Source organism: Rhodococcus sp. 4CII (genome assembly GCF_014256275.1).
GTDB classification, from domain to species: domain Bacteria; phylum Actinomycetota; class Actinomycetes; order Mycobacteriales; family Mycobacteriaceae; genus Rhodococcus_F; species Rhodococcus_F wratislaviensis_A.
In genome coordinates this window covers 5,744,923-5,757,597 of record NZ_JACCFE010000002.1, presented here as the reverse complement: position 1 = coordinate 5,757,597, position 12,675 = coordinate 5,744,923, and the positions used below count along the sequence as shown (strand labels likewise).

10 protein-coding genes are annotated in these 12,675 nt (G+C 67.8%); 4 read left to right on the top strand and 6 right to left on the bottom strand.

The window, feature by feature from the left end:
- The first annotated feature begins 75 nt into the window (after positions 1-75).
- The gene (locus H0B43_RS27445; RefSeq protein ID WP_185725061.1) at positions 76-1,011 is read left to right on the top strand and encodes a patatin-like phospholipase family protein; all 936 of its coding nucleotides are present in this window, start codon (positions 76-78) and stop codon (positions 1,009-1,011) included.
- Positions 1,008-2,486 (top strand): NAD(P)/FAD-dependent oxidoreductase, encoded by a 1,479-nt coding sequence (locus tag H0B43_RS27440; RefSeq protein WP_185725062.1) that lies wholly within the window; start codon positions 1,008-1,010, stop codon positions 2,484-2,486. Before H0B43_RS27445 ends, H0B43_RS27440 begins: the two co-directional genes overlap by 4 nt.
- Here H0B43_RS27440 and H0B43_RS27435 read toward each other — a convergent pair.
- The 5 genes from H0B43_RS27435 to H0B43_RS27415 form a co-directional block, all read right to left on the bottom strand.
- Positions 2,467-3,612 carry an acyl-CoA dehydrogenase family protein gene (locus H0B43_RS27435; protein ID WP_185725063.1) on the bottom strand — a complete coding sequence of 382 codons (1,146 nt, stop codon included), beginning with the start codon at positions 3,610-3,612 and terminating at the stop codon, positions 2,467-2,469. The two genes, H0B43_RS27440 and H0B43_RS27435, sit on opposite strands and share 20 nt — an antisense overlap.
- 14 nt (positions 3,613-3,626) lie before the next feature.
- Positions 3,627-4,808, bottom strand: coding sequence for a thiolase family protein (locus H0B43_RS27430; RefSeq protein WP_185725064.1), 1,182 nt, complete (start codon positions 4,806-4,808; stop codon positions 3,627-3,629).
- A 90-nt stretch (positions 4,809-4,898) separates the two neighbouring features.
- Positions 4,899-6,455, bottom strand: a complete 1,557-nt coding sequence (locus H0B43_RS27425) for a GMC family oxidoreductase (protein ID WP_185725065.1) — start codon at positions 6,453-6,455, stop codon at positions 4,899-4,901.
- Positions 6,452-8,014 carry an APC family permease gene (locus H0B43_RS27420; protein ID WP_185725066.1) on the bottom strand — a complete coding sequence of 521 codons (1,563 nt, stop codon included), beginning with the start codon at positions 8,012-8,014 and terminating at the stop codon, positions 6,452-6,454. Before H0B43_RS27420 ends, H0B43_RS27425 begins: the two co-directional genes overlap by 4 nt.
- A gap of 27 nt (positions 8,015-8,041) precedes the next feature.
- A complete protein-coding gene (locus H0B43_RS27415; protein WP_185725067.1) occupies positions 8,042-9,544 on the bottom strand; it encodes an aldehyde dehydrogenase family protein in 1,503 nt (500 codons plus the stop codon).
- A 231-nt stretch (positions 9,545-9,775) separates the two neighbouring features.
- Between H0B43_RS27415 and H0B43_RS27410 the strand changes: the two genes are divergently transcribed.
- Positions 9,776-10,723 carry an aldo/keto reductase gene (locus H0B43_RS27410; RefSeq protein ID WP_185725068.1) on the top strand — a complete coding sequence of 316 codons (948 nt, stop codon included), beginning with the start codon at positions 9,776-9,778 and terminating at the stop codon, positions 10,721-10,723.
- A gap of 13 nt (positions 10,724-10,736) precedes the next feature.
- Here H0B43_RS27410 and H0B43_RS27405 read toward each other — a convergent pair whose 3' ends face one another.
- Positions 10,737-11,654: a tyrosine-protein phosphatase gene (locus tag H0B43_RS27405; RefSeq protein ID WP_185725069.1), complete on the bottom strand. Its 918-nt coding sequence runs from the start codon at positions 11,652-11,654 to the stop codon at positions 10,737-10,739.
- A 225-nt stretch (positions 11,655-11,879) separates the two neighbouring features.
- On the opposite strand from H0B43_RS27405, the gene H0B43_RS27400 reads away from it, so the two are divergent.
- A complete protein-coding gene (locus tag H0B43_RS27400) occupies positions 11,880-12,656 on the top strand; it encodes an SDR family oxidoreductase (protein ID WP_185725070.1) in 777 nt (258 codons plus the stop codon).
- The last annotated feature ends 19 nt before the right edge of the window (positions 12,657-12,675 follow it).

Below are 12,675 nucleotides of genomic sequence, written 5' to 3'. Positions count from 1 at the left end.
CCTTTCGCCGAAGCCTCCCGAGAATATTCTACTTTTCATATACCGCCGGTATCTGGTTTCTGCTAGTTTCTGTATATGACTTCGAGTGACAGGTACCTCAGCCGCGGGCTGGTGATCGGTTGCGGCGGGACGCTCGGCGCAGCATGGACGGTGGCAGCGCTCGTCGCCGTGAGCGACGTGTTGGGCTGGGACCCGCGCGACGCCGACGTGCTCGTGGGCACCTCCGCGGGCGCCGAACTCGTCACCATGCTGGGCGGCGGGGCCGGGGTCGACGATCTGCTCGCGATGCACCTCGGTGGGGTCACCCATCCGGCGCTCGACGGGCACCTCGCCGCCGCACCCGGACGGTTTCCGCCCCTCCCGAAGCCGGGCCTCGGATCGCCCGGCCTGCTGCGTCGCGGACTCCCGCCCGTCACCGCCGCGAGCGGACTGCTGCCGCGCGGCCGTGGCGACACGGCCTGGCTCGACCGGCTCGCACGGCGGTTCACCGTCGACTCCGGCTGGGTCCGCCACCCGGCGACGTGGTTGGTGAGCATGGACTACGACACGGGCGAGCGGGTCGCGTTCGGCTCACCCGGTGCGCCCGCCGCGACGCTGTCGGAGGCATTGCGGGCGTCGTGGGCGATTCCCGGCTGGTATCCCCCGGTTCCGATCGGCGGCCGACGCTTCGTCGACGGCGGTGTGGCATCCACGGCTTCCGCCGATGTGGTGCTTCCGCTCGAACTCGACGAGGTGATCGTGCTGGCGCCCATGGCGTCGACGGGCCGCACGGTCGGGCGCGGCGCGGCCCGCGTCGAGCGATTGATGCTGCGGAACTGGATGAGCGCCGGACTCGACGCCGAACTGGCGACGCTGGAGGCGGCAGGTACCCGGGTGATCCGGCTCGACGCCACGGCCGAGGACCTCGCCGTCATGGGTCCGAACTTCATGGACGGCAGGCGCCGGCTCGCCACCCTCGAACATTCCCTCGTCAGCACCCGAGCTCAGCTCGCGAACGGAGTACGCGCATGAAGCATTACGACATTGTCATCGTCGGCGCCGGGATCTCCGGCATCGGCGCAGCAATTCGATTGAAGCAGAGCGGAATCGACAACTTCGTCATCCTCGAGAAGGGCGACGCGCTGGGCGGTACCTGGCGTGACAACACCTACCCCGGCTGCGCCTGTGACGTCCCCTCCGCCCTGTACTCGTACTCGTTCGCACCGAACCGGGAGTGGTCGCGGCTGTTCGCCGGGCAGGAGGAGATCCGCCGCTACATCGAACGCACCGCCGCCGAACACGGGGTCCCGGAACACGTGAAGTTCGGCACCGAGATGCAGCGTGCCCGGTGGAGCGAGCAGAGCAGGCGGTGGACGGTGGACACGTCCGCGGGCACAGTCACCGCGAATGCCGTCATCGCCGCCGCCGGACCGTGGAGCGAACCGCTCGTGCCCACCGTCCCCGGACTCGACACCTTCACCGGCGAGGTCTTCCACTCCTCCCGCTGGAACCACTCGTACGATCTCACCGGCAAACGCGTGGCCGTGGTCGGAACCGGTGCGTCCGCGGTGCAATTCGTCCCGGCCATCGCACCGAAGGTCGAGTCGCTGCATCTGTACCAGCGCACCGCACAGTGGGTGCTGCCGAAACCCGATCACACCCTGCCGGGGGTGGAGCGCGCGTTCCTGCGGCGGGTGCCGGGTGCGATCCGGGTACTACGCCGCATCGAGTACATGATCATGGAGTCGCTCGGGCTCGGCTTCCGGCACCCGTGGATCCTGCGTGTGGTGCAGCAGATCGGGAAGGCCCAACTGCGCGCGCAGGTGCGAGATCCGCAGTTGCGCAAGGCCCTGACTCCCGACTACACGCTCGGCTGCAAGCGACTGTTGATGTCGAACACCTACTACCCCGCGCTCACCCGGCCCAACGTCGAAGTGCACGCGAACGCCGTGCAGTCGGTGCGCGGCAACGTGGTCGTCGGCAGCGACGGCGCCGAACGGGAGGTGGACGCCATCATCTTCGGCACCGGCTTCCACATCCTCGACATGCCGATCGGCTCCAAGGTGTTCGACGGCACGGGCCGGAGCCTCGACGACCACTGGAAGGGCAGCCCGCAGGCCTACCTCGGCACGACCGTCGCGGGTTTCCCCAACGCGTTCGTTCTCCTCGGCCCCGCTCTCGGCACCGGACACACCTCGGCGTTCATGATCCTCGAGGCGCAATTGGAGTATCTGATCCAGGCCGTCACCCGGGCCCGGAGCAGCGGCTGGACCCGGATGGAACCGCGACGCGACGTACAGGACGCGTTCAACGCCCAGGTCCAGGAGGCCCTGGCCACCACCGTGTACAACGCCGGTGGCTGCCAGAGCTACTTCCTGGATGTCAACGGCCGCAACAGCTTCAACTGGCCGTGGTCGACCGACCGGATGCGGCGGCGGCTCGGCCGGTTCGACGAGGCCGCGTACGAGGTGTCGTCCGAGCCTGGGGTCACAGCGACTTCGCGATGATCCCCTTCATCACCTCGTTGGCGCCCGCGTAGATCTTCTGGACGCGGGCGTCCTCGTACATCCGGGCGATCAGATATTCGCGCATGTACCCGTAGCCGCCGTGCAACTGCACACACCGGTCGATCACCGCGCACTGCTGCTCGGTGAGCCAGTACTTGACCATCGCCGCCTCCGACGGATCCAGCTCGCCACGCAGGTGCGCGTCGATGCAATGGTCGAGGAACACCGCACACGTGCGGGCGATGGTCTGGCACTCGGCGAGCTCGAACGCCGTGTTCTGGAACTCGAACAGACTGTGCCCGAACGCCTGCCGCGACTTCGTGTACGCCACCGTGTCCTCGACGGCACGATTCATCGCACCCGACGCCTGCGCACCGATGATCAACCGCTCCTGCACCAACTGCGCCATCAATTGTCCGAACCCCTGCCCCTCCTCGCCGAGCAGATTCGACACCGGCACCCGCACGTCGGTGAACGACAACTCCGACGTGTCCGCGCCGTGCTGACCGACCTTGTCCAGCACCCGGCCCACGACGAATCCGGGACAGTCCCGCAGATCGACGATCAGCAGCGACACCCCCTTCGCGCCGGCCTTCGGGTCGGTCTTCACCACCAGCACGATCACGTCCGCCGACGCACCATTGGTGATGAACGTCTTCGACCCGTTGACCACGTACTCGTCGCCGTCCCGGATCGCGGTGGTCTTGATCGCCTTGAGATCCGAGCCGGCGCCGGGCTCGGTCATGCCGATGGCGCCCAGGAGCTGCCCACTCGCCATCCCCGGCAGCCACGCCTTCTTCTGCTCCTCGGTGCCGTACTCGTAGATGTAGTGCGGGACGATGCCCGAATGCACGGCGATCCCGAACGCGAGGTCACCGGCGTAGCCCTGGGCCTCGAACACGGCCAGGTCGTGCGCGAACGTGCCACCCCCGCCGCCGTACTCCTCCGGGATCGAACAGCACAGCAACCCGAGCTTGCCCGCCTCGATCCACACCTCGCGGTCGATGCGGTGCTGCGCGTCCCACTTCTCGTTGTGCGCGACCACCTCGCGCTCGAAGAACCCGACCGCGAGTTCGGACAGGGCCTTCACCTCGTCGTCGTGCCACGACGGAACGTGCTTTTTCATCGCCGACCCTGTTTCTAGACGCGCTTGAAGAGTGCGGCGAGTGCCTGACCGCCGCCGATGCACATGGTGACGATGCCGAGTTCGAGGTCGCGGCGCACCAGGTCCTTCGCCACGCGCAGGCTCAGGATCGCACCGGTCGCACCCACCGGATGCCCCAACGCGATCGCCCCGCCGTACGGGTTGGTCTTCTCCGGGTTCAGCTTCGCGTCCCGGATCACCGCGACCGCCTGCGACGCGAACGCCTCGTTCAACTCGATCACGTCGATGTCACCCGGGGTGGTGCCGGTCTGCTCGAACAGATTCTGCAACGCCAGCACGGGGGCGTACCCCATCAGCGCGGGGTCCATCGCCGCGGTCGCGACCGCCTCCAGGGTGACCAGCCCGGTCAGACCCTTCTCCTGCGCAGCCGACCCGGTCGCCAGCACAAGCGCCGCGGCGCCGTCGTTGATCCCGGACGCGTTGCCCGCGGTCACCGTGCCGCCCTCCTCGAACGCCGGCCGCAACTTCGCCAGCGCCTCGAGGGTGGTGTCCGGCTTGGGGTGCTCGTCCGTGTCGATCGTCTTCGGCCGCCGGCCCCCGATCTCGACCGGGGTGATCTCCTGCGCGAACGCCGCCCGCGCCGCATCCGAGGCGGCGCGACGCTGCGATTCGACCGCGAACTCGTCCTGCTGCTGCCGGCTCACGTCGTACTTGCGGGCAACGGCCTCGGCGGTGCGGCCCATGTGGACCCCACCGAACGGGTCGGTCAGGATCGCGACCGTGCCGTCCACCAACTTGCGGTCGCCGAGCTTGTAGCCGGAGCGGGCCGAGAAGTCGTAGAACGGCATCCGGGTCATGCTCTCGTCGCCGCCGGCGAGGGCGAAGTTCACCCCACCCCAGCGCATCTGCTGCGCCGCCGACCACACCGCCTGCAGACCCGATCCGCACAGCCGGTTCACGGTGTACGCCGGGGTCTTGTCGGGCAGTCCGGCGGCCAGGGCGACGCGGCGGGCGTTGTAGGCGTCCGGCCCGACCTGACCGATGCAGCCCATCACCACCTCGTCGATGTCGGCGCCGGGCACCCCGGCGCGTGCCAGGGCGGCCTTCGCGGCGGTGGCACCGAGCTCGTGGGCGGGGACGTCCTTGAACGCGCCACCGAAGCTGCCGATCGGGGTCCTCGCGCCGTCGACCACCAGGATTGGTTCAGGAGTATTCATGACGTGCCCTTCCGTCTCTCTACCGGTATGGGGAGATAGTAGGACTTCAAAGTACCTAGCGGTTCACGCAGGGCCTCCGGGGCACTCCGTTCAGGCGCCGCGAATGAGATCGGCGCACTTCTCGGCCATCGTCATGACCGTGATGTTGGGATTGACGTACGGCAGCTTCGGCATGGCCGACGCGTCCACCACCCGCAGTTTACGGACGCCCTTCACCCGCAACTCCGGATCGAGAACGGCCATCGGATCGGCGACCGCACCCATGCGCGCGGTCCCGGCCGGGTGGTACACCGTGTTGTGCGTCCGGTGCGCATAGTCGATCAGTTCGTCGTCGGTCTCTGCCTCCTTCCCGGGTGCCAGCTCACTCATAATCCAACCGCGGAGGGGTTCCTGCTCGGCGATGCGGCGCGCGAGCCGGAGTCCGGCGAGCATCACGGCCTCGTCGTGGCCGTCGGGGTCGGTGAAATACCGCGGGTCCACTCGCGGCCGGTCCCGGAAGTCGCGGGAACGCAGTCGCACCGTTCCGCGGGACAGTCCCTGCGTGACGTTCGGGGTGAGGCAGAAGCCGTTGTCGGTCGTGGGGTAGCCCCACCGGAGGGTGTTCATGTCGAACGGCACACTGCCGTAATGCATCATCAGGTCCGGATGGTTCAACCCCTTCACCGTGGTGGCGAACAATCCGATCTCCCACCACTGCGTCGACGTCTCGACCATCGGCCGGGACGCGTCCCAGAACACCAGCCCCTCGACGTGGTCGTCGAGGTTCTGCCCGACCCCCGGCGCGTCGACGCGAACCCGCACACCCATCTCCCGCAGGTGCACCGTCGGCCCGATCCCCGAGAGCATCAACAGTTTCGGTGTGTCGATGGCCCCGGCGGTGACGATCACCTCGCGGCGGGCCGAGACGGTGTCGTAGCCGGTGAGATCGGGTCGCCGGTACCGCACGCCCGTCGCCGTGGTCGCGTCGTCGATGAGGATTTCGCTGACCCAGCAGTCGGTGCGCACGTCCAGATTCGGGCGGGATCCGAGAATCGGGTGCAGGTAAGCGTGTGACGTCGACATCCGGGTGCCGTCCTCGGACGCGTTGATCTGGAACCAGCCCGCCCCGTCGAGGACGGTGGTGCCGCGGTTGAACTGCACCGTCGGCAACCCGGCCTTCGCCGCGGATTCGAGCAGGGCCACGCCGCACGGGTCGTTCGGCGGGACGTCGCGCAACCGCACGGGACCTTCGTGTCCGTGCTGGTCGCCGGGGGCGTCGTTGTTCTCGACCCGCGCCACCAGGGGGAGCACATCCTCCGCTCCCCAGCCGGTGGCGCCGGCCGCCGCCCAGTCGTCGAGCGTCTCGGCGGGCGGCCAGAATGCGATACACGAATTGTGGGAGGAGCATCCGCCGAGCACCTTGGCGCGGGCGTGCCGCATGAAGCTGTTGCCCCTCTCCTGCGGCTCGACCGGATAGTCCCAGTCGTACCCGGAGTCCAGAAGGTGCATCCACTGCGACAAGTCCAGGACGTTGCGGTCACCGATGTCGGACGGTCCGGCCTCGACGAGGCAGACGGTCACCGACGGGTCCTCGCTGAGCCGTGCGGCGAGTACGCATCCGGCGGTGCCGCCGCCGGCGATCACGTAGTCGAACACGGTGTCCGTCATGACAGTTCGCTCTCCGTCGTCTCGTCCTTCGACGACGCCGCGTGCGAGGCGAGACATCCGATGTGGTTACGCCCCTTCACCGCGTACCAGAGGAGTCCCAGCCCGAGGATGATGCCGATGTACACGAACGCACCCCACGTGTTGTACCAGGGCGTGCCGTACACCTCGGTGCGTGGCCAGGCGAGGTTGAGCGCCATTCCCACTCCCCACAACACGGCGAAGATGTTGACGGGAAGTCCCCACCGGCCCATCGTGAAGTAGCCCTTCTCGGCGAGATCCTTCGGCGGCCAGTGCCCTTGCAGCCGCTTCTTCAGCAGCGGTCCGGTGACCATGAGGTACGCCAGGTAGATCATGATGATCGCGATCGACGTCAGCACCGTGAAGATCTGTGGCTGACCGATGTTGATGACGAGGATGAACGCCGCGAGCACCCCGATCACGATGGCGGGCACCACCGGCGTCTGATGCTTCGGGTTGACGTGGGCGAGTCGCTCGCCGAAGGGCAGGGCGTTGTCGCGGGCCATCGCGAACGTGAGCCGGATGGCCGCGGCGTGCACCGCGAGCGAGCACACGGTGACGGCGATGACGATGCAGACGAGGAAGACCTTGCCGAGCGGTCCCCACATCACCTGCTCGACGATGTACTGCAAGCCACCCTCGCTACTGCCGATCAGTGGATCGTCGAGGTCGGGTGCCGCCATGATCGCGAACACCAGGATCGCCCCACCGATCACGAACGACGCGAGGATCGCCCGCAGGATCGCCTTGGGCGCCGTCCGCCGCGGATCGACCGTTTCCTCACCGAGCGAACTCGCGGTGTCGAATCCGTACATCACGTACCCCGACGCGAGGGACGCCACCAGGAAGACGCTCAGATAGCCGCCGGTCTCCCCGGCGCCGTACCCGTGGGTGGAGAAGAACACGTCCGGACCGCGGGTGACGTTGGCGGCGAGGATTGCGGCGATGAGCACGGCCGCGATCAATTCGACGAACACGCCGGTGCTGTTGATGAGTGCCATCAGCTTGACGCCGAACGCATTGACCGCCGTGGTGAACGCGATCATGACCGTGCCGAGAATGACGGCGTTGGTCGCGAAGTCGTATTCACCGCTGCCGTCGCCGACGATCTGGAATCCGCTCCACAGCCGCGGCAGGTTGAGTTGCAGTGCGAGCACGACGGCCGACAGGGTGACGATCGACGCCGTGAGCATCAGCCAGCCCGACGACCATCCCACGATCCTGCTGCCGAGCAGTTTCGCCCAGTTGTAGACCGAGCCGGCGACGGGATATTTGGCCGCGAGTTCCATGAAGCACAGGGCGACGGCCATCTGCCCGACGAACACCATCGGCCACGACCACAGGTACGCGGGGCCCGCCGTGCCGAATCCGAAGTAGAACAGTTGGAAGGTGCCGGTGAGGATCGAGATGTAGCTGACTCCCGCGGCGAAACTGGCGAATTTGCCGAGGCTCCGATCCAGTTCCTCCTTGTACCCCAGTTCGCCGAGCCCGCTGTCCCCCGGCGTCCCGTCGTCACCCACTGCTCCGTGCCGAGTTGCCATGGTTCTCTCGCCTCTCCGTGCGCCGACCTAGCCGTTGTCGAACCACCCCGCCGCGGTGGGCGAGGTGTTGTGCCAGATGTGTTTGGTCTCCTGATATTCCGCCAGACCGGCGGGTCCGAGTTCGCGTCCGTTCCCGGACATCTTGAAACCGCCCCATTCGGCGGCCGCGGTGTAGTAGCCGAAGTCGTTGAGCCATACCGTGCCGTGCCGCAGACCGCGCACCATCCGCTCGCCCCGCGCGCTGTCGGCGGTCCGGACACCGGCGGCGAGGCCGTACTCGGTGTCGTTGCCGAGGCGCAACGCCTCCTCCTCCGTCGTGAAACGCTCGACGGTGAGGATGGGCCCGAATGTCTCTTCCTGCACGAGGCGCATGGTGCGGTCGCAGTGATCGAAGATGGTCGGGAGGTAGTAGCTCCCCTTCGCCAGCGCGGGATCCGACGGCCGCGCGCCTCCCGTCACCAACTGGGCACCTTCGGAGAGCCCGAGCGCGACGTACCGCTCCACCTTCTCCCGGTGCGCCTCGGAAACCAACGGGCCGGTTCGGCTCGCGGGATCGAGACCGTTGCCCATGCGGATCTTCTCGGCGCGCGCGGCGAGCGCGGCCACGAACCGGTCGGCGATGGATTCCTCGACGATGAGCCGGGTTCCCGCCGAACACACCTGACCGGAATGCAGGAACACCCCCGTGAGCACCTGGTCCACCGAATCGTCGCCGTCCGCGTCCGCGAAGACGATGTGCGGATTCTTGCCGCCGAGTTCCACTGCCACCTTCGTGACGTTCTTCGCCGCGGTTTCGAGGATGACGCGTCCGGTGGCGAGCCCACCCGTGAACGAGACGAAATCGACGTCGGGGGTCCCGGTGAGCGCGGCACCGAGCACCGCGCCGCTGCCCTGCACCAGGTTCACCACCCCGGCCGGAGCGCCTGCCTCGACGATCAACTCGACGAACGCGATGGTGCTGAGCGGGGTCACCTCGCTCGGTTTGAGGACCATAGTGCAGCCGGCGGCCAGCGCGGGTGCCACCTTCCACGAGATCTGCAGCAGCGGATAGTTCCACGGGGCGATGAGCACGCAGACGCCGATCGGTTCCCGCACCACCCGGCTGATCACGTCGGGCCTGCCGACATCCACCAGGCGGTCCGACTCGACGGCCGCGAGGTTCGCGTAGTACCGGAACACCGATACCACGTCGTCGATGTCGATTCGGCTCTCCTCCAACGTCTTTCCGGTGTCGAGTGTCTCGATCCGCGCGAGCGTCTCCTTGTCCCGCTCGAGCAGATCGGCGATCCTCGCGACCAGGGCCGCACGCTCGGCGACGGGGGTGCGGGGCCACGTTCCCTCGTCGAAGGCCGCGCGGGCCGCGGCGACGGCACGGGTGGCGTCGTCCGGAGCTGCTTCGTCGACGGTGGCGACAACCGACCCGTCGGCCGGATTGATGCAGGCCCGGGTCTCGCCGGAGCTGGAGTGGAGCCACTGCCCGTCGATGAACAGGCCCGTGTTCAAGAGGTCGTCGATCGACTGGTCCTGCATCACTCAACTCCGTGGCTCGCCGGAACGCATGCACCCCCTTCACGGTATGCCAGTGGAGTCGCGGTGGGCTGGGTTCGATCACACATGTCCGATTCCGGGAGTTCACCGAAAACAGGGCGTTCGGTAGTCGGACGCACGTTCGCTACGCGGCTGCGATAGCGTGGTCAGCCGAACTCTTCGCACCTTCGCACATGCACACCGAGAAACAGCACACCAAGAAACGGAGCACCCGTGGTCGCGATCGGCACGTCGGATCTGGACATCTTTCCCCTGGCCCTCGGCGGAAACACCTTCGGCTGGACCAGTGACGAATCGACGTCGTTCGAGATCCTCGACGCGTTCGCCGCGGGCGGCGGCAACTTCGTCGACACGGCCGACTCGTACTCGGCGTTCGCCGAGGGGAACTCCGGCGGCGAGTCGGAGACCGTCCTCGGCAACTGGATGTCCTCCCGAGGCAATCGCGACCACATGGTGATCGCCACCAAGGTCAGCCGGCATCCGGATTTCAAGGGCTTGGCGCCCGCCAACGTCCGGGCCGCGGCCGAGGCGTCCCTGAAGCGGCTCCAGACCGACCACATCGACGTGTACTACGCCCACTTCGACGACGCCGAGACCCCGCTCGTCGACACACTCGGCGCCTTCGACGAACTGGTTCGCGACGGCCTCGTCCGTTACGTCGCCATCTCCAACTACTCCCCCGAGCGCATCCGGGAATGGCTGTCCCTCACGGCGGAGAACGGGTTCGCGGCCCCGATCGCGTTGCAGCCGCACTACAACCTCGTGCACCGGCACGACTACGAACCCGAGGTCGCGGCGATCGCCGGCGAGAACAACCTCGGCGTCTTCCCGTACTACTCCCTGGCCGCGGGCTTCCTCGCAGGCAAGTACCGCACCCAGGCCGATCTGGACGGTCAACCCCGTCAGCGGATGGCGACCCGCTACTTCTCCGAATCGGGCCTCGCCGTCGTCGACGCGCTGGCCGAGATCGCCGCCGCCCACTCCGCGGAGATCTCCACCATCGCGCTCGCCTGGCTCCTCACCCGGCCCGGCATCACCGCGCCGATCGCCAGCGCGAGCCGACTCGAGCAACTTCCCGCCCTGCTCGACGCCCCGACGGTGACGCTGACCGCGTCCGAGATCAACCAGCTCACGACGCTCTCGGACGCGATCGGCGCCTGACGCACCGCTCGACTCAGCTCAGCAGCTTGCTCCGGAGCCGGTCGATGGTCGCCGGGCGGAGGCCGAGCCCCTCGGTCAGGTAGCGGTCGACCGTGCCGTACCGCTCGGTGAGGCGCCCCAGCCCTGCCTCCAGATAGCTCCGGTCGACCCCGAGCAACGGCTGGTAGATCGCCGCCACCGCCTCCCCGCGGCTGGCGGCGATCTGGTCGTACGTGACCTTCATCGACGCGGCGGTGTAGTCGTTGGTGAGCAGGTAGTCGTCGAAGATGGTCTCCTGCGAAACGCCCGCGATGCTCAGCAGCAGTGCGGACGCCCAGCCGGTGCGATCCTTGCCCGCCGTGCAGTGGAAGACCTGCGGTCCGGCCGTCTCGGCCAGTGACGTCAGAAGATTCGCGAAGCCCGCACGGGTGGCCGCGTCGTCGACGAAGCTGCGGTTCATCTGCTGCATGAACGCGACGGCGTCGGCCGGCGACTTCAGTTGCGCGACCGCCGCACCCAGGTCGCCCGACAGGATGGGGATGCCCAGGTATCGCGGGCCTGCCGGGAGCCGGTCCGGTTTCGCCGCGACCTCTTCGACGGTGCGCACGTCGTACACCGCCGTCAGACCGAGACCGGTGAGGACGGCGAGATCCTGATCGTTCGGGACCAGTGCGTTCGAACGGTAGAACACTCCCCGCGTCACGTGTCCCCCACGCGCGGTGGCGTACCCCCGTCCCGTGCCCCCGACGTCGCGGAAGTTGTCTACCGACGCGAGTCGCGGCGTCTCGGCGACCGGGCCCGCGCTCCCGAAGTCGGCGGAACCGAATCCGGGGAGCGTGATTCCGGGCAGCGACAGCGGGTCCGCCGAAGCGAGCGCCGGCGTACCGAAACCCGCGAACAGGACGCTGCCGGTGATCAGCGCCGCGGCGGTGGACGTGACACGACGAGACATAGAAGAGCCTTTCGGTGGGCTGTCGAGGAGAGCCGCCCCTCCGGCGTGTCCGGAACGTGAGCGGGTAATCCACATCACAGTGGGCCGGGGTTTCCGGTGGCTACGAGTTGTTCCGATCACCGGGAGACCCCGTTTCCCGGCGGCGATGCCCGCAGCAGACTCGGGCGGTCGGCAACCGACGCGCGCCGACGAACGAGATTTCCGAGAACGAGGATGTGAGCTGAGATGACCGAGATCGCACAGCAACTGGCGGGGAAGGTCGTGATCGTGACCGGCGCGTCACGCGGGCTCGGCGCCGCCTTCGCGCAGCGCATCGTCGACGAGGGCGGCAGCGTCGTGATCGGCGACGTCCTCGACGACGAAGGACACGCCACCGTCGCCCGGCTGGGCGACCGGGCGCGATACAGCCACCTCGACGTCACCGACCCGCAGCAGTGGCAGGCCGCGGTCGACGTGGCGACGAAAGAGTTCGGACGCGTCGACGGCCTCGTCAACAACGCCGGCATCTCCACCGGCCAGTACATCGAGCACGAACCGCTCGACCACTTCCGGACGGTCCTCGACATCAACCTGACCGGGGTGTTCAACGGTCTGCAGGCCGTGATCGCCCCCATGCGCGCCGCCGGTGGCGGATCGATCGTCAACATCTCCTCGGCCGCCGGGCTGATGGGCCTCGCGCTGACCGCCGGCTACGGCGCATCGAAGTGGGGCGTGCGAGGACTGACGAAGATCGCCGCCGTCGAGTTGGGCACCGACCGAATCCGCGTCAATTCCGTCCACCCCGGCATGACGTACACCCCGATGACCGCGGGCCTCGGAATCCAGGCGGGCGACGGCAACTACCCGAACACCCCCATGGCCCGGGTCGGGGTACCCGAGGAAATCGCCGGTGCCGTCGGCTTCCTGCTGTCCGATGCCGCCGCCTACGTCACCGGAGCGGAACTGGCCGTCGACGGCGGATGGACCGCCGGGCCCACCGTGAAATACGTGATGGGCCAATGAGATCGAATACGGAAACACA

Excerpts from the sequence above, each read along its gene's own strand:
- H0B43_RS27445 (WP_185725061.1), top strand. The coding sequence starts at position 76 with ATGACTTCGAGTGACAGGTACCTCAGCCGCGGGCTGGTGATCGGTTGC.
- H0B43_RS27440 (WP_185725062.1), top strand. The coding sequence starts at position 1,008 with ATGAAGCATTACGACATTGTCATCGTCGGCGCCGGGATCTCCGGCATC.
- H0B43_RS27435 (WP_185725063.1), bottom strand. The coding sequence starts at position 3,612 with ATGAAAAAGCACGTTCCGTCGTGGCACGACGACGAGGTGAAGGCCCTG.
- H0B43_RS27430 (WP_185725064.1), bottom strand. The coding sequence starts at position 4,808 with ATGAATACTCCTGAACCAATCCTGGTGGTCGACGGCGCGAGGACCCCG.
- H0B43_RS27425 (WP_185725065.1), bottom strand. The coding sequence starts at position 6,455 with ATGACGGACACCGTGTTCGACTACGTGATCGCCGGCGGCGGCACCGCC.
- H0B43_RS27420 (WP_185725066.1), bottom strand. The coding sequence starts at position 8,014 with ATGGCAACTCGGCACGGAGCAGTGGGTGACGACGGGACGCCGGGGGAC.
- H0B43_RS27415 (WP_185725067.1), bottom strand. The coding sequence starts at position 9,544 with ATGCAGGACCAGTCGATCGACGACCTCTTGAACACGGGCCTGTTCATC.
- H0B43_RS27405 (WP_185725069.1), bottom strand. The coding sequence starts at position 11,654 with ATGTCTCGTCGTGTCACGTCCACCGCCGCGGCGCTGATCACCGGCAGC.
- H0B43_RS27400 (WP_185725070.1), top strand. The coding sequence starts at position 11,880 with ATGACCGAGATCGCACAGCAACTGGCGGGGAAGGTCGTGATCGTGACC.